Origin of the sequence: Arthrobacter liuii, from assembly GCF_014639275.1 — a bacterium.
Taxonomy (GTDB): Bacteria; Actinomycetota; Actinomycetes; order Actinomycetales; family Micrococcaceae; genus Arthrobacter; species Arthrobacter liuii.
In genome coordinates, this window is record NZ_BMFW01000047.1 from 1 (window position 1) to 19,800 (window position 19,800).

Annotated in this window: 19 protein-coding genes and 2 pseudogenes; 3 read left to right on the forward strand and 18 right to left on the reverse strand. The window is 63.3% G+C overall.

Annotation, left to right across the window (positions count from 1 at the left end; translation table 11 throughout):
* Positions 1-56: 56 nt before the first annotated feature.
* The 11 genes and pseudogenes from IEW19_RS21895 to IEW19_RS21940 form a co-directional block, all read right to left on the reverse strand.
* Entirely contained in the window at positions 57-476 is a 420-nt protein-coding gene (locus IEW19_RS21895; RefSeq protein ID WP_188573672.1) for an NAD(P)-binding domain-containing protein, read from the reverse strand.
* Positions 461-1,093, reverse strand: coding sequence for an RraA family protein (locus IEW19_RS21900; RefSeq protein WP_188573673.1), 633 nt, complete (start codon positions 1,091-1,093; stop codon positions 461-463). The genes IEW19_RS21895 and IEW19_RS21900 overlap by 16 nt, the downstream gene beginning before the upstream one ends.
* Before the next feature lie 33 nt (positions 1,094-1,126).
* A complete protein-coding gene (locus tag IEW19_RS21905; RefSeq protein WP_188573674.1) occupies positions 1,127-1,882 on the reverse strand; it encodes an amino acid ABC transporter ATP-binding protein in 756 nt (251 codons plus the stop codon).
* The gene (locus tag IEW19_RS21910; RefSeq protein WP_188573675.1) at positions 1,879-2,763 is read right to left on the reverse strand and encodes an amino acid ABC transporter permease; all 885 of its coding nucleotides are present in this window, start codon (positions 2,761-2,763) and stop codon (positions 1,879-1,881) included. The genes IEW19_RS21905 and IEW19_RS21910 overlap by 4 nt, the downstream gene beginning before the upstream one ends.
* Positions 2,764-2,839: 76 nt before the next feature.
* Positions 2,840-3,679, reverse strand: coding sequence for a transporter substrate-binding domain-containing protein (locus IEW19_RS21915; RefSeq protein WP_188573676.1), 840 nt, complete (start codon positions 3,677-3,679; stop codon positions 2,840-2,842).
* A 714-nt stretch (positions 3,680-4,393) separates the two neighbouring features.
* Positions 4,394-4,582: pseudogene (locus IEW19_RS21920) on the reverse strand (MFS transporter); the annotation flags it as partial.
* 368 nt (positions 4,583-4,950) lie between these two features.
* A complete protein-coding gene (locus IEW19_RS21925; RefSeq protein WP_188573677.1) occupies positions 4,951-6,084 on the reverse strand; it encodes a flavin-containing monooxygenase in 1,134 nt (377 codons plus the stop codon).
* A 140-nt stretch (positions 6,085-6,224) separates the two neighbouring features.
* Positions 6,225-7,844, reverse strand: a complete 1,620-nt coding sequence (locus tag IEW19_RS21930; RefSeq protein ID WP_188573678.1) for a helix-turn-helix transcriptional regulator — start codon at positions 7,842-7,844, stop codon at positions 6,225-6,227.
* A 211-nt stretch (positions 7,845-8,055) separates the two neighbouring features.
* A complete protein-coding gene (locus IEW19_RS24345; protein ID WP_373283640.1) occupies positions 8,056-8,412 on the reverse strand; it encodes a substrate-binding domain-containing protein in 357 nt (118 codons plus the stop codon).
* Positions 8,300-8,587: pseudogene (locus tag IEW19_RS24350) on the reverse strand (substrate-binding domain-containing protein); the annotation flags it as partial. The pseudogene IEW19_RS24350 and the gene IEW19_RS24345, both read right to left, overlap by 113 nt.
* 18 nt (positions 8,588-8,605) lie before the next feature.
* Positions 8,606-9,037 carry a LacI family DNA-binding transcriptional regulator gene (locus IEW19_RS21940; RefSeq protein WP_188573679.1) on the reverse strand — a complete coding sequence of 144 codons (432 nt, stop codon included), beginning with the start codon at positions 9,035-9,037 and terminating at the stop codon, positions 8,606-8,608.
* Positions 9,038-9,605: 568 nt separating this feature from the next.
* Between IEW19_RS21940 and IEW19_RS21945 the strand changes: the two genes are divergently transcribed.
* On the forward strand, positions 9,606-11,027 hold the full coding sequence (locus tag IEW19_RS21945; RefSeq protein ID WP_188573680.1) for an MFS transporter: 1,422 nt from the start codon (positions 9,606-9,608) through the stop codon (positions 11,025-11,027).
* 1,921 nt (positions 11,028-12,948) lie between these two features.
* Here IEW19_RS21945 and IEW19_RS21950 read toward each other — a convergent pair.
* Positions 12,949-13,782, reverse strand: a complete 834-nt coding sequence (locus tag IEW19_RS21950; protein ID WP_373283638.1) for a CapA family protein — start codon at positions 13,780-13,782, stop codon at positions 12,949-12,951.
* 40 nt (positions 13,783-13,822) lie between these two features.
* Here IEW19_RS21950 and IEW19_RS21955 point away from each other — a divergent pair, with 40 nt between their 5' ends.
* Complete coding sequence (locus IEW19_RS21955) at positions 13,823-14,152, forward strand: nucleoside triphosphate pyrophosphohydrolase family protein (protein WP_188573681.1); 330 nt, start codon at positions 13,823-13,825, stop codon at positions 14,150-14,152.
* On the opposite strand, the gene IEW19_RS21960 is transcribed toward IEW19_RS21955, so the two are convergent.
* On the reverse strand, positions 14,149-14,379 hold the full coding sequence (locus IEW19_RS21960; RefSeq protein WP_188573682.1) for a hypothetical protein: 231 nt from the start codon (positions 14,377-14,379) through the stop codon (positions 14,149-14,151). The two genes, IEW19_RS21955 and IEW19_RS21960, sit on opposite strands and share 4 nt — an antisense overlap.
* Before the next feature lie 378 nt (positions 14,380-14,757).
* The gene (locus tag IEW19_RS21965) at positions 14,758-15,885 is read right to left on the reverse strand and encodes a S53 family peptidase (protein ID WP_188573683.1); all 1,128 of its coding nucleotides are present in this window, start codon (positions 15,883-15,885) and stop codon (positions 14,758-14,760) included.
* A 211-nt stretch (positions 15,886-16,096) separates the two neighbouring features.
* Between IEW19_RS21965 and IEW19_RS21970 the strand changes: the two genes are divergently transcribed.
* A complete protein-coding gene (locus tag IEW19_RS21970; protein WP_188573684.1) occupies positions 16,097-16,276 on the forward strand; it encodes a hypothetical protein in 180 nt (59 codons plus the stop codon).
* A gap of 187 nt (positions 16,277-16,463) precedes the next feature.
* Here the strand turns inward: IEW19_RS21970 and IEW19_RS21975 are convergent, their stop codons facing one another.
* The 4 genes from IEW19_RS21975 to IEW19_RS24025 all read right to left on the reverse strand — a co-directional run bounded on the left by IEW19_RS21975 (position 16,464) and on the right by IEW19_RS24025 (position 19,312).
* Positions 16,464-16,625 (reverse strand): nuclear transport factor 2-like protein, encoded by a 162-nt coding sequence (locus IEW19_RS21975; protein ID WP_188573685.1) that lies wholly within the window; start codon positions 16,623-16,625, stop codon positions 16,464-16,466.
* Between the two features lie 479 nt (positions 16,626-17,104).
* A complete protein-coding gene (locus tag IEW19_RS21980; protein ID WP_188573686.1) occupies positions 17,105-18,373 on the reverse strand; it encodes a phosphatidylserine decarboxylase family protein in 1,269 nt (422 codons plus the stop codon).
* A gap of 148 nt (positions 18,374-18,521) precedes the next feature.
* Complete coding sequence (locus IEW19_RS24355) at positions 18,522-18,959, reverse strand: CorA family divalent cation transporter (RefSeq protein WP_373283639.1); 438 nt, start codon at positions 18,957-18,959, stop codon at positions 18,522-18,524.
* Positions 18,956-19,312 (reverse strand): CorA family divalent cation transporter, encoded by a 357-nt coding sequence (locus tag IEW19_RS24025; protein WP_268236325.1) that lies wholly within the window; start codon positions 19,310-19,312, stop codon positions 18,956-18,958. The genes IEW19_RS24355 and IEW19_RS24025 overlap by 4 nt, the downstream gene beginning before the upstream one ends.
* Between the last annotated feature and the right edge of the window lie 488 nt (positions 19,313-19,800).

Below are 19,800 nucleotides of genomic sequence, written 5' to 3' on the forward strand. Positions count from 1 at the left end.
CCGCCGGCCTGCAGAGGACGGCAGTAGCGGCTGGATGCGGGCCCATTGCCCATCAGTCAAAACGGAAGTACGCGACACCCATCAAGCATCCCGGATGCGGTCATCAGGCTTTGGGAGACACGCCCTAACGCAATGACGGGTCCGAGAATCGCGATATCGACGGCCAGCACTCCTGGGGGGAGGACCTGTTCGAGGGCAAGCTTGGCCGACGGTGCGGCCGAGGTGAAATCTGCGTAGAGCGTTCCGGGGTTCAGATGCGGTCCCGCGTCTCGGGCGACCGGGAGGGACGCCCGCGCGGTGGTCATGACGATTACGGCATCGGCTTCTCCTACGGCCTCTGCCATGCTTTGCGCGCGGGTGATGTCAGGGGTGGGAGTGGGCGCCACATCGTAGCCCAGAACATCGTGTCCGTTGTTTTGGAGTGCGCGGGCGTAGATCTGTCCTGCTTCGCCGAGTCCGATTACCGTGCAACGCATGCCCCCGCCACCCCCGATTCCTTCTTATCGGCCTGGGCGAGAATGGTTCGCATTCTTTCGTCTTCGTCAACCCGCACAGCTTCGGCGGCGAGGAGGACTTCCTCGGCTCGGGCTCGGGGGACGACGACGGTGCCGTCCTCGTCCCCAATCATGATGTCGCCGGGCAGGACAGCGACCCCACCTACCGCGACGGGGCCGGCGAGGCTGCCGGGACCGTTCTTGTAGGGGCCGGCTGGTGAGATGGAGCGTGCAAAGACGGGCATGCCGAGCCGTTCAAGGCCCGCCGCGTCTCGAACAGCGCCGTCGATCACAAAACCTGCGATTCCCGCATTGCGGGCCCGTGCGCCGATGAGGTCGCCCATTAGCGCCCGGGATTCGTCGCCTTGGCCGTTGACGACTATGACGTCCCCGGGGGTGGCTTCGGCCAGGGCGCGATGGAGGTAGGCGTTGTCCCCTGCGCGGGTCCAGACAGTGAAGGCCGGGCCGGCGAGGCGTGCTCCGGGCCAGACTGGTTTGATGCTTGCGTCGAGGACTCCGAGGCGTTCCATGGCGTCGCCGATGTTGGGAGTCGGCAGAGCGCCGAGGCGACGGCTCAGCTGTTGTGTTGACAGTGTCATGATGATCTTTCAGGTAGTGCCTGTAGTTGGTGGTTAGACGAGGCGGAGGAATGACCTTGCGCGCTCAGTTTCCGGGTTGTCGAAGAAGATTCCTGGTCGGGCGTCTTCCACGATGCGTCCGTCGGCCATGAACACGACGCGGTCGGCTACTCCCCGGGCGAAAGTCATCTCGTGCGTAACGACGATCATGGTCATTCCCTCCTCGGCGAGGGAGCGCATCGTATCGAGAACTTCACCGACCAGTTCTGGATCCAGAGCCGAGGTGGGCTCGTCGAAGAGCATGAGCTCTGGTTCCATCATGAGAGCGCGGGCGATGGCGACGCGTTGCTGTTGGCCGCCGGAGAGCTGGGAGGGATAGGCATCGGCGCGGTTTCCGAGCCCGACTTTGTTCAAAAGCAGGCCTGCCTTCTCTTCGAGTTCTGCCTTGCCGGCGAGCCGATGTGCGCGCGGCCCGAGCATCAGGTTGTCACGCACGTTCAGGTGGGGAAACAGGTTGAACTGCTGGAACACCATGCCGATGCGTTCACGCTGAACAGAAGCTTCGCGCCCGCGGAGGTCGTGAAGTTTCCCGTCACGTACCTTCCGTCCAATGAGGCTCCCACCGACAGCAACGTGTCCCTTGTCAGGCATAACCAAACCGTTGATGCACCTCAGAAGGGTGCTCTTGCCGGAGCCTGAGGGGCCAAGGAGACATACAACTTCGCCTTGGCCGACCTGCATATCGATGCCTTTGAGGATGTCATTGTCACCGAAGCTCTTATGCACGTTGACGACGTCTACGCTGCTCACAGCGTGACCTCCTTTTCATTCATGGTCGATTCCGGCGACGGGGCCTTGCGTCGCTGCTGCGTGTGGCCCCGGGAGCTGCGGCGTTCGATGAAAGTCTGGGCGAGCGTCGCTGCGCTGGTGACGAGGAGATACCAGACGGCGGCAACGATCAGCAGTTCGATGGTCCTGAGGTTGTAACCGGAGATGTTCTCGGCCTTGCTGAGAATGTCACCGCCGGCAATAACAGAGACCAGTGAAGTTTCCTTCAGGAGCGTGATGAACTGGTTTCCGGCAGGGGGAACCATCACCCGAAGAGCTTGGGGCAGGATGACCTTCCGCTGCGCCTGCCACCATGTCAGACCCAGAGCAGAAGAGGCCAGGTGCTGGCCCTCGTCTACCGAGAGAAGTCCCGAGCGGATGATCTCCGCAAGGTATGCCCCGTTGGCCAGCGCCAACGCTACGATCGAAGCCGCAAAAGGGGAGAGGACATCGTTTGTCGGAGCTGAAACAAGATTCCAGCCCGTCCCTGGAATCCCCAGTCCAAGCCGAGGGGCGAAAAGTGCCAGGTTTCCCCAAAAGAGAATTTGGATGAGGGCCGGGACGCTGCGGAAAACCCAGATGTAGAGGCTGCCAACCGTCCGTAGCACCGGGTTCGAGCTGAGTCGGAAAAAGCCGAAAATAAGCCCGATCGCAGTCGCTGCGAGCATCGATATCAGGGCCAGGATGACGGTCTGCGCCAGGCCTTCAAGAATCAGGCCGTCGAAAAGGTATTGGGCAACGACGTCCCATTCAAGTTGTGGATTTTCTGCAAGAGATTTGATCGCGCCGAGTGCGATCGCGGCGAGGATGGCAACGCTAAGCCAGCGACCGTAGTGTCTCTTCACGGCAACGGCGTCCGGCACCTCGAGACGCGGCGACGCGGGGGCAGGCAGAGAATTCTGAGGGAATTGACCGAGGATTGCATCAGCGCGTTCTCCATCACATCGGAATTTGGTCGTTGATGTCAGCCTTGTCGACGGCCATGGTCGCCAAATCCCACTTGTCAAGGATCTTCTTGTATTCGCCGTCGGCGATCATGGCATTGAAGGCTCCCTGGAACGCCTGGGTCAGCGGGCCGTATTCCTTCGGAAGCGCCACGCCGGTTTCACGGGCAGCGATTTTGCCCACGAGGGCCGCGCCCAAGGTCTTGTCAGCCTTGACGGCGAGCTGGATCTGGGGAGTGGAGTTCAGAAACGAATCGATTCTTCCTGCCCGGACTGCATCCTGCCCTGCATTGAAGCTGGGGAAGTACAAGTACTGCAGTGCCGGCTTACCGGCGTCGGTGCACTCCTTGTTGATCGAGTCTGCGATGTTCTTGTTCACAGTGGATCCCGTGGTCAGGCCGAAGCGCGTTCCGCAGGCATCGGTGTCGGACGTGTAGTCCTTCCCAGCCGGGACCAGCAAGCTGGAGGAGGCCTTGTAGAAGGCCAGCAGGTTCACTACACCGTTGTTCTCAGCCGTCTTGCTGATCTGCGCGCCGGCGATCTCAACGCGCTTGGACTGGAGCGCAGGTACGAGCCCCGAGTAGGGAATCTGGGACCACTTGATGGATAGGCCAAGACGGGCCGCCGCAGCGTTTAGCAGGTCGATAATTACCCCGTCCGGCTTGTTCCCCGGAGAGTAAAAGTTCATGGGCTGTGTATCGAAGGAAGCTCCGCCTTCGAGGGTGCCCTTGGCACGAATGTCGTCGGGAACGAGCTTACTCAGGCTTGCATCGGCGCTGGCGCTTCTGGTCTGGGTGCTGTTGGCAGCCGGGGCGCTGTTTCCGCAGCCGCTCATCAAAAGGCAAGTGCAGCAACTGTGCCTGCTGTGGCCGTATGACGGATCAATCTCTTCATCGACATTTTTCCTTGACGTCTAAAGTATCACTGTATGAGAGTAAATATCATCTCGTAAGTAAGTGTGATGCAGGGCACTGACAATGTCAATCTCCAGGGGGAGGGCGCCGTCCAGTAGGGACGTTGGTCGTCACATCGCAGAAGCCGTACCTAAACCGACGGCTATTAGTAGCGCCAGAACGAATTCGGTGACGGCGATCGGCGTCGGTGCCGAGCGTCGGTGGGCTCGCCCAAGGCAGGGGTTCGGAATTCTCCGCTAAAACTAACGAGGCGAGTGGCCAGCCCGGACTGGATGAGGGGGAGCGGTCGGGGGCTGCGAGTTACCTCAGAGGACATATGATCCGGCTGCACCCTCCGGGAGGAAGCCCGAAGCGGCTTGCAGATAAGAAGCGCCGCAACAACAGTAGTCGCGATTTTCCCGGCGTCCGTCGTTCCGTTGCTTGCTTCCGGCGGAACGCCGACTCGGCATGGGCCCGGTGCCCTTTGTCCTTGTCCCGGTTTTCCAGGAGCTCATTGCGTATTTTGGGGGTGCGAGCATGCAAGTCAAAGAGCTTCGGGGCTGTGAGGATCACGGCATCGAAGCGCGGGGTGAGTGCGAGCCTTGGAGCAGGCCCGTTCCGGGCTACGAAGTCCACGACGGGTAGGGGAACGTGCGTCCCAAAAGGTCCAGGAGGTACGTCGGGACAGTGGCGAAACCGCCGCCGTTGAGCGAGATGATGACAAACGCGAGTGCCACGTAAAAGACGGTAGCCGCGGACCCGGCGAACGCCAGCACCGTGTACAGCACTGCGCCGACGCCCAAGTACATCATGTGGATCCGCTTGCGGCCGGTGACGTCGGACGTCTGCGGGACCGGACCGGCGATCAGCGCTCCGCCGCCAAAGCCCATGATCGCCATGCCGGAGGCCAAACCGGGCCGGTCCGGGAACCACTGGCGAGTGCGGCGGCCAGTACGAGCCAGCGGTTGAACCCGGCGGGGCAATGGTTCGTTCACGGTCCAGGAAGCCCATGATGATTCCCTTGCTCGGTGGAAGACGACGTGTCCAGAGATGAAAGGGCCCGAACTTAGCCCTGTTGCCTTCGGCAATCATCGAGATAATCAGTATGGGTAGTTTCTGATCGTGTCAAGTATTCATGGCTCCGGCTCGGGCGTCCGCGGCAACGGGGCCGCGGCCCTCGGCACAAACTTTGGGCCAGCTGTGCGGGCGGTGATTATTGGCCATGGGTGGCCACTGGATAGCCGGAGGGGGAACGGGCGGCGATGCGGTCGGCAATGAACCGCGCGTCCCGCCCCACTCCGCCGACCAAGTGCGAGTAGAAGCCGCGCTCGAAGATGAGGCCGACGTAGAACAGGCCAGGAACGCCGTCGGCCGCGCCCTCGGTCTCGGCAGGGTACCCGTCGGGCCCGACGACGGCCGGACGGACGAAGGAGTAATCCGGGCGATAGCCGGTACACCAGAGAACATTGGCGACGTCAAGCACCGCGCCGTCCCCGAGGACCGGGCGACCGTCCTGCGTGCCCACTGTCCGGGCCGTCGTGCGGTGTACCCCGGCGTCATCCAGGTCGGAGCGTTTAGTCCGGATGAGTGGCGACCCGCCGCGTCTGATCGCGGGGCGCAGCTTGCGTCCGATCGGGGTGTGGAGGGTGAGGAGATGGTTTGATGCGAACCAGAAGACCGGAGCTGCGAGGCGCTCGTTGACCGGGATCTCTCCGTGGTTCCGCCCCGACAGCCAGGTTTCGTGGCCTGCCTGGGCCGCCTCGAGTGCGAGGTCGGCGCCGGACTGACTGGCCCCGACGACGAGCACCGGGCCCGGCAGAAGTTGTGCGGGGTTGCGGTACTGGCTGGAATGAAGCTGGCGAATACCCGGATCGAGCTGGGCCGCGACCTCCGGGATCTTCGGCGACGAATCGCTGCCGACTGCGAGCACGACGTTCCGGGCCCGGAGGGCGCCGACCGTCGTGGAGAGCGTGAAGCCGCCACCCTCGGCGATATCGACCTCGATCACGCGCACCCCGGTGCGTACCACCGCCCCAAGGGCGGCCGCATAATTTTCCAGATAGTCCGCGAGTTCCCCTCCGGTCGGCCAGGCCGATTTCCGTCCCGGGAACGGTGTCCCCGGAAGGCCGTCGACCCGTGCGGGCGTGAAGAGCCGCAACGAGTCATACCTTTCGCGCCACTGGTCCCCGACCCGGGCGCGGGCCTCGAGGACGACGCACTCCCGGCCGGCACGGGTAAGCCAGTAGGCGGTCGCGAGCCCGGCCTGCCCGCCGCCCACGATTGCCGTTTCAACAGTCCTGCTGCCCGTCCTTGCTGACGCCGGCGCGAGGGGCTTGATGCCTGCCATGATGCCCTCCCAAAGTTCCAGGGCCCGCCATTTGCGGGCTTCTGCTACGACGGTAAGCGAACCCGTCCGGGAGCGCTTCGGGCGGATGATGCAACCTCGATGACCGGCGGATGGGTCATTCTGTGCAGGGCAGGAAGGCGTCAGATCAGCCCGTGGTCGTACGCATAGGCTGTGGCGGCCGCCCGGGAGGCGATGCCGAGCCTGCGGTAGACGTTCGCGAGGTGCCGTGCGATCGTTTTCTCGCTCAGCACGAGTTCCTCAGCGACGCCGCGGTTCGTGAGCCCCTTGGCCACGAGACGGACGACATCCACTTCACGGGCCGTGAGCGGCCCGGACGGGGACGGCGCGATACCCGGCAGTGCAGCGAGGTCGGGCGCGGCGCCCAGCCGTTCGAAGGCCGCGCGGGCGGCCTCGAACTCCAAGGACGCGGCCTCGTCATCCCCGAGGGCCGCGTAGCACCTCCCAAGTTCCGCCCGTGATCTTGCCTCCGAATACGGCAGGCCCAGCTCGTGCCACCGGATGGACGCATCCCGCAGGCTGGCGGCCGCGTCCACGACGTCCCCCGCGGCGAAGCGCGCGATCCCGACGGCGGTGAGCGCCCGTGCGGACAGCACGGCCGAGGGGCTTGCCTGGACGAGGCTCACGAGTTCCTCGGCTCCCGACCGGGCCTCCTCAGCGGCGCTCGCGGCCGCCATGACCTCCACATATGCCGGCAGGAACTCCAAACGCTCGGCGTCACCCGCTGTCTCGCGCTGAAGCCGTCTGGCCGAGAGGACGGCCGCGTCCGTGCGGCCCTGGGCGAGCCTGAGCAGCATGAGTCCCGGCTCCGGCCGGCGCCCGGCGGAGTTTGCCAGGCGGTACGCCTCCTCGGCCGCGCTGAAGCGTCCCGCCAACCGGTGCAGCTCTCCCTTCTGGTAGCTCGCCGGCCCCACGTCCACCGCCCTGACCCGCTCACCTGCCCGAACGGCTTCGGTCAGTGCACCCGCCCAGTCGCCATCGAGCATCTTGACCACAGACCGGTGCACGAGGCACTCGCCCCGGAACGGCACGAGCTCCGGATGCCCGGCGCACCACTCCGACGCCGCCATGGTCCACTCCCGCGCCCGGGCGACGTCCAAGGTCCGCAAGGACGCGGAAATGACCGAACAATAGGCAACCCCGTTGACCAGCGGGGTCGGGACGTCCCCGCAGTTCACCATGGCCATGGCCTCATCCAGCTCGGCCAATCCCGCTGTCCTCCTCCCGAGGCGCAAAAGAGCCCACCCGGCACTCAGACCAGACAGCACTGCCGTGTCCGTGTCCCCGGCGGACCGGGCGATCTCGATGGCCCGGCGCGAGAGCTCGAGGGCGCGCTCGATCTGGGCCGGCTCGGAGGATGAAAGCGCGACATGCCCCAGCCCCGAGTACACCAAGGCCCGCTCTGGATCGAGCCCAGCATCCTCGACGATAGTCGCAAGCCGCCGACCCCATGCCTCAGCCCGTGCAGGGTCACCGTGCGCCTCGTGGGCGAAAGCGAGCCAAAAAGCCGCACGGGCCGCCGATGCGGCGTCGCCCGCCTCCAGGAAGCCCCGGAACGCTCGGGTCAGCAGCTCCAGGCTCCGCTGCTCGTGGCCGACCAGGAATGCGCTGAACGCCCACACCAAAATGTCCGAGGCCGGCATCGGAACATCACGGTCCGCTCGTTCGAACGCCTGATGCGCAGCCATCCAGGCCTGCTCAGCATAGAACCGGCGGCCGTCCTCGATCATCGTCTGCGGCATAAGGACCACCTCCCTCAAAGCATAAACCTGGGAGACGGAGAAGTGCCGCAGGTAGGTCTGCAGCACCGGCAGCTGCTCACGGACCAAGACCGCGATCGCTTCGGAGTTGGCTCAATTCAGGATAAGAAGAAAACAGCGCCTAGGACCTGGGGCTAACTTTGCCGGATCGATTCAGCATGTGGCTGGTCGTTTCAGGTGACCTGGATCACTGTCAAGCGTTACTTTTTGGGCCGCCGCCGCACCCGCAGGATTGCCTCACTACAAGCTCGGGAGCAAACACCCGCTGTGAAGGTGCGGCTGATGGCTCCGCGATCTCCTCAAGAAGCAGCTCTGCGGCAGCTCGACCAAGCATTTCGGGGCGCGTCGCCACAGAGGTGAGAGGAGGCTCCCAAAGGGCTGCCGTACGAACGTCGTCGTAGCCAATTACGACAAACCTCCGTCGCTCGGCCCGCAATGCGCAGGGCCCGATAGACGCCAAAGGCGACCCCGTCACTTTGGCATATGACGGCGTCCGGAAGTTGGCCTCGCTCAAGGAGCTGATTTCCCGCCTGCAGGCCGCCCTCACCACTTGAGGGGCTTTCAAGCTGAACGAACCGGCCTGCATCGATACCGGCTTCCGCCAGCACAGATTTCGCGCCCTCGATCCGGTCCCGGCGAGAGAGGTGACGGGAATACCCTCCGACAAACGCGAACGTCTGGCAGCCGTGGCCCAGCAGGTGTTCCGCCGCCAGCCGTCCTCCCAGCCTGTCGTCAGGCCCAACTTACGGGGCCGACACGCCCTCCAGATACTTCGTTACGAAGACATGTGGTATCCGGGAGGCGCCGAGCCCGTCCAGGAAGCTCTTACCCGAGCCGCTCGCTGGCATGACGGCAAGCCCCGCGACCTGATACTCACGAAGTTCAGCGACAAGCTCGTCCTGCCGGACAGGATCATCGGAGGACGCGACGACGAGCGAACGGAACCCTGCTTCGGCGAGGGCCGACTCAGGGCCAACCAGCAGTTCACCAAAGAAGGGATTGGCGATATCAGTCACCATGACTCCGACAGTCGTCGTCCGCCTGGTCCGAAGTGACGCCGCACCCCGGTTGTAGACATAACCCAGTTCGCGCATCGCGTGATGCACGCGCTCCCGGGTCTCGGAAGAAACGCGCCCGGTCCCGGTGACGACGTTCGAGGCCGTCGTCCTGGACACGCCCGGTGGGCAGCGACATTTTTCAGCGTGACAACAGGGTCCATTGGCAAAAGATAGCAGGATCGATCCAGCAAAAAGTATCGACGGCTTGGGGTGGCGCCCCGTCCACGGCACGCTAAAGAGCTCAGACAAAAACAAGACCAACCAGACCACGCCCTCAAACTCCTACCAATTATCCCGGGATTCGGTCCCATATGGACGAATGCCGCCAGTCGCCCACATCACGTTCTATCGTTCTTATTCCTACCGCTGAACAGTCCTCGCAGGCACGTACCGATTCATACCTTCGCGTTGAAACCGTCGGGCAGTTGCGAAAAAAACCCTGAATTCGCCCGGCTTGTGGAAGTCCAGGCGGCGTTGATCGGTAATGATTCCGCCGGCGAGGGACACTTCGTTCAGGGCTGGTGCTTGAGTCATTAGCCGTTCCTGCTTCCGGAGCTCCGATGCAGGGTTTGGGCAGGATGGCCTGTGCGTCTTTCGAGGGCCGCCGGCGCCGGCAGCAGTCACGGGGGCCGTACCGGGCAGCCGGGTGTTTACTGAGAGGGTGATTTCCCAACCGGTGGCACGTATGCAGATGCTCGTGCTTTGGATCGCTATTCTGGCTTCGTTTGTATCGTTTTTGGACGCCAGTGTCATTAATGTGGCGCTGCCGGCGATTTCCCGAGAGTTGGGCGGCGGCCTGAGGACCCAGCAATGGGTTGTCGATGCGTACCTGATCACCCTCGGTTCGTTGATCCTGGTAGCGGGTTCGCTTTCGGATTTGCTGGGCCGCGTATTCGTTCTGCGTACGGGCTTGCTGGGTTTTGGTGCGACATCTGTATTGTGTGCGCTGGCACCGACGGCGGAGGTGCTGGTCCTGGCCAGGGCCCTCCAGGGAGCCGCGGGGGCCCTGCTGGTTCCCAGTTCCCTCGCTCTGATCACCTCAACCTTCGAGGAGGTTCCCCGGGCGAAGGCGATCGGCCAGTGGACTGCCGGGACAACCGTGGCGTTCATTGCCGGCCCACTGCTGGGGGGCTTGTTCGTCGATTCGGTGGGCTGGCGGTGGGTCTTCGGCATCAACGTCCTTCCGATTGCCTTGACTTTGTACCTTCTGGGTGTTTTGCGTGTCAGAGATGTGCGCGGTGAGGGGGTGCGCATCGATGTCCCGGGCGCTGTGCTCTGTGGGCTGGGGTTGGCGGGGGCGGTCTACGGCCTGATTGAACAGGGCAACTATGGCTGGAGGAGTCCACTCGTTCTGGTGCCTGCGATTTTCGGTGTCCTGTGCCTCTGCGGTTTCCTGTGGCGGGAGCGGTCAGTGAAACAGCCGCTCCTGCCGCTCAGTCTTTTCGCCGTTCGCAACTTTGCCGTCGGCAACGTGGCTACCGCCTTTATCTACGCGGCGTTGTCGATCGGGGGGCTTATCATCGTGCTCTTCCTGCAGCTGGTGGCCGGTTTTACCGCGACTTTTGCCGCCTTGGCGTTGCTTCCGGTCAGCATCGTGAACATTCTGCTGGCGTCGTGGTTCGGTTCGCTGGCCGGACGGTTCGGCCCGCGGTGGTTCATGGCGGTGGGGCCGGCCTTGGCCGGAGGTGGCTACCTGCTGATGCTCGCGGCGGAAATACCAGTCAACTATCTGACGCAACTGTTGCCGGGGGTGCTCCTGTTCGCTGTGGGGCTGGCAGCGACCGTCGCACCGCTGACCGCAGCCATACTCGGGTCGGTTTCCGAACAGCAGGCCGGAATCGGATCGGCTGTGAATAATGCCGTCAGCCGGGTCGCGGGTCTGATCGGCATCGCCCTGGTCGGCCTCATCATGGGAGGCAAGCTTGACTTGGAGGGATTTCGCCGGGTGTTGACGGTGACAGCGGCGCTGCTCATTCTCGGGGGCGCGGTCTCCGCGGTCGGGATTCAGAACCCCAGCACTTGGCGGACCGGGCGGACGGATCAGCACGCTAGACTGCAAATCAGTGCCTTCGGGCATCGCCGGTTCAAATCTGGTCGGCGCCCATAAGTCTTGAAACAGACGTTGGGTGTCACAGCCCGCGGGGCTTCGGTCCCCTGAGTTTCCCCGTCTTGGCGGGCACCCGCGGCGTACGCCAGGACCCGGACTACAAGGTGTCGACAAACAGAAATCAGACGAAAAAGCGTAGAGCAAGACCTATCTCAGCCTCTCCTTTGGCCGCTCCCCTAATCTATTTTTAGACCGATAATGGACGTGTCGTCGTGGTGGGGGAGTAGGGGAGCGCCCGAGCCCCGTTGGAGAAGTCGGAGGGGGGAACATGTCCTCGCCACCCAGTTCGGCGTCCTCCGCAGCGGAAATGGCGAACTCCGGCCAAAGTAGTCGTCCGGAGTTCCACCCCACATCCTTCAGACTGAACCTTGAAGTTGACTGAGAACGGCGCGAACGGCCTTCGCGGCATCGGCGGCCCCCTTCCTCCCGGTCGTGGCCTCCGCCTTTGATGCTCAGGCTTTTGGATTGAGGGTTGCAGAAACGGACACTATGGCTGGGTTTCCGGCCGGGCTGGCCCGCTCGATGATCCGCAAATTCAGCGGCCGCGAGATGGTCCGGAGAAAGTCCGTGTTGATAACAACGGTGACGTGTGGTGGGACTCAACCATCCAGGGCAATGCCCTGGCGACGGCAAGATTCGGGAAACCGATTACCAGAAAAACCGCGCACCGCCTGATGGCAGGGTTGGTGGAACGTGCGCATGCCTACAACTCTGATGCGGGCGAACCCCTCTTCATCGACACGCTCAGGGTCTTCGGAAGCTGCCTCAACAAGGACATCGATCCTCTCGTGACGTGGACATCGAGCTCACGTACGGCAGAAGGATCACAGGTCAGGCCGCGCCGGCAGACTACACGAGGACCAGTGGACGGTCGTTCGGGACGTGCGTAGCCATGCCGCTAGTTTCCCCGGCGTCGATGGAGCGGCAGAAGTTCCACCACTGCTTGTCGTTCTGATCTGTCCCATGATCGCTGGGCGGTTCCTCCACGCAACCTGGGCGCTACCGCGCCAGCCCCAACACGAAAACTTCCCAGGCCGAGTCGAACGGCTTCGGGACGAAGGTTTCGCTCCCGGCGCCGGTCCCCCAAGTTGCACTCCGGCCCCTCAACCTTATTGAGGGGTTAACTTTCTGGAGCAATCACGCGGGCTGTGCGCGTCCAAGGATCCAGGATTGCGGTATCGAGTCGGAGTGTCCGTGTACCACGTTCGGGGGCTCGCGCGGCGCCAGTGGTGTCCGAGTTATATCGGACTCCTGAGCCGTGACATGGCTGTTGATGGGCAGTCCGGATCTGTCAGGACAAAGAAGAGCCGTACCCAGTTCGCCGGGGGGAGGTTGTTGATCTGGACGGGTCTACAGGGGCGGAATCGGGGTGGGTACAACGTACACACTTTTCGTTTCGGATCGGCTCGAACCGGTGCCGGATTGCCCTGTATTCCCCATGTTCTCAACGGTTTCCAGTGTTTGCCAGGGCTGGAATGTAGTTCGAGTCCTACCTCGGGCACGAGACATTCCCTCGTTAGAGGCAATTTTGCTTGTCGTGTATACAAAGCCTGATTTTCGTCGCTCCGACGGGTGAGTTCGCGGGCTATGGCCTGGCCGCCGCGGGGCCTGTTCAGGTGTGTGGGGTGGCGGGTCCAAGTCCCTGGCTGTTGGGTCTTCCGCCTGCTGTGGCTGGTTTCCAGTGGTACCTCGTTCCGGTTCTCTCAGGTGGGGCCGGGGCGCGCCTACACCTATTCATGCGCCGGGGGAATGGCAACAACATGACCGTGGAGAATGCTCCACAGGGCGTATCGGGAGACGGCTCGAGGACGCCTCCGGGGGGCGGGCGCTGGTATTTGTCCGAGCAAAGGGGGTGAGGACTCTGACCACACTTATGTCTGCTTTATTCGAGGACCTGACGGACTTTAGTCCGATGCCCGGTTTAGCTAAAGACCACGCGATAACGGTGTCCGGGAAGCGCTTCTCGGAGCCTGGTCGGAACACGAAAGGGCGCGCCTCCCGCGCCGTCGGGGTGTACTTGAAGCGACACATGCTGATGACACCTTAGGAAGGATCCGATGGGGACGGGTTTCCTCTGGCCACCCGTTCTGCGGCTCCCGCAGATCTTGAAGAGCGTCCGGGGAGGGTAATGCGATGACCGTGGGGCCTGCTGCGCATTTGCTCCGCCCCCCCACTGTCTGTGCTCGGCACGAATCCCGGATCCATTCCTGTGGCGAAGCAAGAGCGCTGCAAGCACCGCTGCCGCGTTTCGACGACGCCGTCCCGCCATTCGAAGCCAGTATCGAAGCCGACGGCCCGGGAGATTCTCTCGACGTAGGCCGCGACGTCGCTGCCCTGTTCGTCGTCGGCCAAGGGATGAGGAACACCCTCCCGGTCGATCCAGCAGGGGACGAATCCCGCGGGGGCGAGGCCGCCGTCGAAGGTCATGGTGGCGATGATCGTGTTCCGGCTCTCCGGATGGAACGGGTGTGTGGCCATGTCGGGGTCCGGGGCGAAGCCGAACATCCGCACCCGCCTCGCTGCGCACTCCATGCGTTCTGCCGAGTCGCCGCCGACCGGGGTGAGCGCGCGGGTGACCGTGACGAAGTTGCCCAGCCCATGGAAGATGGCCCCCCTTGTACCAATTAATGCCCCGCATGATGTGGGCGTGGTGGCCAATGACGACGTCTGTCCCGGCGTCGATCGCGGCGTAGGAGGGCGGTCGGTGCCGCAAACGCCGAGTTTGGCCGCCGAATCGCCGAAAGGGCTGGCGCATGACCGGGGGAACCCCGGTGCCGCACGGTAGTCTTCAGCGCATGGACCACCAGACGCTTTCAGATCAGCTCGAAGAGGTGTCCGTGGGCTATGCCGCAGCCAACGGCATCACCCGGGACGCTAACTGGTTCATGCTGAAGCTCCAGGAGGAGGTCGGGGAATTGACGCAGGCTTTCCTGATGAAGATGGGGCAGGCGAGGGACAAGGGCCTGACAGAATCCCAGATCGACGAAAGCTTCCGGGCCGAGATCGCCGACGTCTTCGCCCAGGTGATTCTGCTTGCCAGGCACCACGATATCGACCTGCTGGCCGGCGTGGAGGAAAAATGGCTCCGCTGGCATCCGTCGCGGAAAGCGCCCGCGGAGAATTAGCGGATCGAGGATGGGGACAGCACCGTAAAACGGGCCGCGTCCTCCTTGAGGAACATACGCCGCGGTTCGGCCCCGCCGAAGACGACCCAGACAATGGAGCCGTCGTCGGTAAGGTCATCGACAGTGCCGCTGCCCAGGTCGTGCCCGCCGGCATGGACGCGGACTTCCTGGCCCCGCCGCCAGGTGCTTCCGTCGACGGTCGTTTCGGTCGTCTCGTTGGCGCCCATGTTGCTGCCCTTCCGTCCGTCTGTGTGCCTTTCCGTCAGGCTAGTGGCTTGACCTGAAGGAAAGATGAACAGAACCTCGAATGGAATGTCGACAGGCGCGGGTCCCGCCGCGCACATTCGTGGGGAAGCCAGTCTGCTTCCCCACGAACCGAGAAAGGACTTCCCATGCCTGCCCGTAAAAGACCCGCCATGGATTCGACCAGCCCGCCGAATTCGTGCGCCAGCGTGTCGTCTTCGCAGCCTTCCGGTGCCGCAGGTTTCCATGCGGACGAGAAGGCCCCGCCCGCTGCAGGCGGGCCGGACGAACCGAATCGGTTCGAGCTTAGCCCAGCTGCGGGCGGTCCTCCGTCACGAAGCCAGCTGACTCGAGGTCTGCTGTCAGCCGACCCAGCTGCCGCGCCCGGTGACCAGGTCTTCGCCCGTGAGGCACGGGTTGCCGTTGTTGCCGGTGATGATGTCCCGGAACGCCACGGAGGAGCCGTACACGTAGGCGGCGTTGACCTGGGCGCCGGTGTCAGCGGCCCGGGCCGCCCACATCGGGGAGGAAGCGCTGGTGCCGCCGACGGTGAACCAGCCTGTTTGCCCGTTGTAGGAGGTCGAGTCGTAGACGGAGACGCCGGAAGCCGGGTCCGCGTTCAGTGATACGTCCGGGGTGGCCCGCTTGCCAGCGCAGTTCACCTGAGCGTACTGGCTGAACGCAGCCTGGGCCGCGGTAGCGGTTTCGAAGGCGCTGCATCCGCCGCCGGAACTGGTCCAGCCGGTCTCGCTCGCCACAGCTCCGGTGCTGTCGAAGTTCAGCTTGGTTCCGCCGACCGAAATCACGTTAGGTGATGAGGACGGGTAGGTTGCCGGGGCGCCCTGGTCGCCAGCGGAGGCGAAGAAGCTCACGCCCGGGCGGTTGAAGTGGGTGTCGTAGGATAATTCTCCGCTGAACTCGGCGCCGCCCCAGCTGTTGGAGACGTACTGGGCGTGCGCGGAAGCGTAGTCCTCGGCGGCCATCAAGTCGGTGAAGCTGCTGCTGTTGGCTTCAACGAGGAGGATCTTCGCGCCCGGTGCGACCGCGTGCGCCCATTCAACGTCCAGCGCAATTTCCAGGGCCCAGCCGGAGTCGGACTGCGGGTACTTGGTGCCACCCTTCTGGTTGACCTTCGTGAAGCAGCCGTTGGCAGTAGTGCAGGCAGGAAGCCCGAACTGGGTACTGAACGCCGACAGGTCGTTGGCGATGGTCGGGTCGTTGTAGGCGTCGACGATGGCGATGGTTTTTCCTGCGCCAGCGAGGGCGGAGGTTGGGAAGCTGTAGGCCTGCTTGATGGTCGCTGGCGACAGGCCGGTCGGCGTTGCATTCGTCACCTGGGGCAGCACCCGCAGTGGGTGGTTGGCGAAGTGTTCGTGCTCCGTCCCCTGGCCCGGGTTGGTGGGGCCGGGAGCGGCGGATGCGGGCAGAGCAGCGGTGAGAAGGAGGCCGGCAGCTGCGACAACAGTTGCGGCACGGTAAAGCCAGGACATGAGACCCCCGGGGTGGGTAGAAGAGACCAAAGTTTTGGCCGCCGCCACGCACCCGAAAGCCGACAGTGTTGGGCTGAAAGGCTGGGAAATACGAAAGAAGAGACCACTCACAGTTTAGGGCAGGAGAGGCCGACATGGTACCGGCCACTGGAGGTTATGCACCGTTCCCGCGCCGGTGACGGTGCTGTGAAGTGCCGCACACATCATCGGCATGAGAACCCGCAGCGCACTCCAGATCCTGATCCTCGCAGCCGCCCTTGCCGTCGGTGTCAGCCAGCCGTTCTTCAACGGACTGTCCCTGCTGGCACTCGTAGCCTTGCCGTCCGTGTTCCTGCTCCAGTCCGGTGTCCTGCTCCCGCTGCGCGGACCCAAACTCCGCCTGGTCAAGTAACCACAGACCCCGCAAACAAAGGACTGCGCCCTCCCGGTACCGTCCTTTTGTTCCTGACCTGCGAAAACATCCCGTTCTGAGGGGTGCCGGCAGGGTCGAACGCCAGCACGATGTCGATCGACGCCTGTTGGGGGTGTCATCACTTTTGGGGGAAGAATGGCTCGTCCAGGCCAGCTCATCGGCAAAATTAGGACGGCGTCCGGGCCGTTCTTGTACCCGGCGAGGTCTCCGGTCCGGCCGCATGCCGAACGACGTCGTCAGCGAACTGTTCCCTGAGTGTTTCCATGTCGCCCGTAATGAATGCCTCGTAGCCTCGGCGTACCAGTGCAGCGTCTTCCTGTGATCCCATCTCCGACACCTCTGTCATCCTCGTCGGGATCTTGCGAGGAAAGAATAGGACCGGGCGGTGGGCCTGTCGAGGGCAAGCGCCCCCTCTATCCCCCTTGGTAGGGGCTCGAGGGCATCCTCTAAGGTGCTGGAGCGACACACCTTTCCATCGGCTCCCGCTAAACATGCGTAGACGGCACGAAAGCCCTGGCCAGTGTGACCGGGGCTTTCGTGCGGCCGGGCTAGGCCTCACCCGCGTCGCCGAGTGCAACGGGCCGGGCCTATGGATGGGAGGCCCGGCCCGTTCCTGGGTTGGCAGGTTCTTGGTGTTGGTTAGTTAATGCACTTCAAAGAGCGTCAGCGTTAGCTGACGAGGCGGAGCAGGGCCGCGGGAAACTGGAGGCTCCGCCTTCACGCAGGTGGGCACCCTCTGAAGTCCGGCCTCCGGCACGAAGTTTGATGTGGCGGGGCACTACTTCCGCGACAGGCGCGGTGAGAGCTTCAGGAGCCGCCATCGTTTTGGGACTTCGCGGTGGCAAGCTTGGAGCGGACGCGCACTAGCGGTGCTTTGGGGTCTTGGGGTTGGGGGAGGGCTGCAAGTGCGAACTGGTCGATGGCGCCGGGCCGGAAGACCAGGCATACGGTGGAACCGCCGAATTGGAAGTATCCGAGTTCGTCGCCTTTGTTCACGTGGCGACCAGGGACGATCTCGGGACTGATGACGCACGACGAGACCTCTACCATGCCTACGGGTACCACTGCCATGAGGCCGATGATCGGGTCATCGGCCTTGATCAGGATTATGGCCCGGGCCGCGACATGGGCGAGGTAGGACTGGGCGAGGGCGGGTTCGATGGCATCAGGCCCTTCCGACTCGGGCTCGGAGAAGTACGTGCCGTCCTTCAGGTAGGCCCGCACGATGGTTCCGGAGACGGGTGCATGCCACCGGTGATAGTTCAACGCGCTCAGGAACGCCTGGTGCACGGTTCCGCCCACGAACTGATCCACGGCTTCGTCGCGGGCGAGCAGATCGTCGAGTGAGTAGGGCTGGTTCTTGACCCAGAACCGGCTTTGGCGCTGGATGTGGGAGCTGATCTTGTACGGAGTCGATTCACAGGGGGCGACGATAACTTTGTCGTCATCGGGGGCTGCGACCGGACGGGAGGTGGGTGTGAGCCGGCGCGTGAAGAAGTCGTTCCAGGAGGTGAACCCCCAGTGGTCAGCGAGGGGGTCATGTTGGTAGTCGTCGATCCCGACAATGTGTTTGGCCTTCTCCGACATCCACCCGGACGGGGAGCTGTTGAGCACGTATAAGGATTCCTCGCTGCTGAGGAACTCGCACCACGCGTCAAGGATTTTGCGGAACATGGCAATAATCCGGGGATCCCTATGGGCCGCGAACCCTGCTTGGGTACCCATGGTCCAGTCCAGGATCGCCGTCAACGGGGTGGTGACCATGCCGCCGTCGCTGAACTCCGGGGCCGTGGTGAGGACCTCGTTGATCAGGCGGAGCAACTGGTCAACGCTCTTCACATGCCGCTCGCGGTAGGGCTTCGATTGCGGAACCTGCCCAATCATCTCCGTTATATAGAGCCGGACCACAGAGTCGCTGGCGATGAGGTCCCTAAACTCTTTGATGACCGGATGCAACGGATTATCGCTCTTTTCTGCCCGTTCTCGGTGCCCGGCGATCCAGTTTTCCAGGTCGTCGTGGTCTTCGGGCAGCCAGCCGCCTCGCCGAAGGTAATGGGCCGATGAGGAGTTGGTCATGGGGCGAGCATACCTGCTGCCGGATCGCTTTGGCTGTACTCTCCTGTGTCCATCAGCCATCCGGAGCTTGACTGACTACATCGCCACTGTGAAGCTCCGATGGCGCTTTGCGCGGACCGCGTCAAAGACAACTCTGGGAGGGTCTTTTTCATGGCTGGGTCAGATCCATTCCTTCTTTTTGAGGCTCAGTTAGAGCGCGGCCGAGGCGATGATGATCAGTCCAAGGGAGAGCGGGAGGCCCAGTGGTGACTGGAAGCCGAGGAACGGGACGTTCTGGCCGAAGAAACCGGTGACGGCGGTCCCGCCTAAGCAGTGTGTTGAGGACTTCGTGCATCGGCAGCACGGCGCGGCGGAGCTGCACGAGGGATTTGCGGAGTTCGAAGGACCTGCGCTGGGGGTTATGATCCGGGGCTTCGTCATAGAACAGGACGTCTTCGAGGGCGTCGATGCGTGAGTCGAGCTCCTGGACGGTGTCGAAGTGCCCGTCCACGATCAGGTCCAGCAAGCCCCATAGTAGGAACGAGGCACCGTGCCGGGTCAGGTCTGGTTCGGCGTCCCAGTGCGCCGTCAGCTGGGCCGGGTTCATGTCGGCCCGTGCACGGTCACCAAAGCACGTTTGGTGATCAAGGCCTTGATTTCGGATACCTTCAGTTCGTCGGAGTCGCTACCGAGTTCTGCATGGTAGGCGGCAAGGAACAGGTGGGTGGGGTACCGGTCCAGCTTCGGTCGTTGGTGGTCGTGGACCGCGTCCTCAACGGCCAGCCGGTGCAGGCCGAGTACCTTTTCGATCCCGGCCAGATCGTCAGGGGTAGGGGAGGTGTAATCGACCCAGACTGTGACGCCTTCCTGGCGGACGAGGTCATCGAGTTCATTGAAGGCAACGTCTTCGCGTTCGAGTTCTCCAGTGCGGTAGAGCCGGGTCTGGACCATGGGGGCCATTTAGGGCACAGACCTTTAGGAAGCCTGGTACACGTCGTTGCCGAAAGCGTTCACCCCGGGCTCTGCGGTGCCGGCCAGGCGGTGCAGGGGCCCGGGGTCCGTAAGGGAGCCGCTATCTCCCGCTAGATATCGTCAAGCCCGTGGCTTGTGCGACCCGGAGGCAGCGGACGCAAGCAGGATCAGCACCAGGAACACTCCCGGCAGCTGCCACCCGGGCAGTCTCTTCGATGCTCGTGCTGCCCGCAACAGTCGTCTGGGATCCATGGCGCTCCCGGTGGCTGGGGACAGGACTTGCAACAAACGGGGTAGTGACTGGGACTTCCCCTGAACCGCGTGGTGGCTATGGCCCACGCCGGGGTGGCGGCGTGTCGTACCAGCATGTATTCGTAGCCACTCGTGCAGTGGATGGGCACAAGCAAATATTTAGTAAGCATGCTTGCCTTCCGTGGGGTGATGTGGCTAGGTAGAAGGGTGTCGGCGCGATGAAC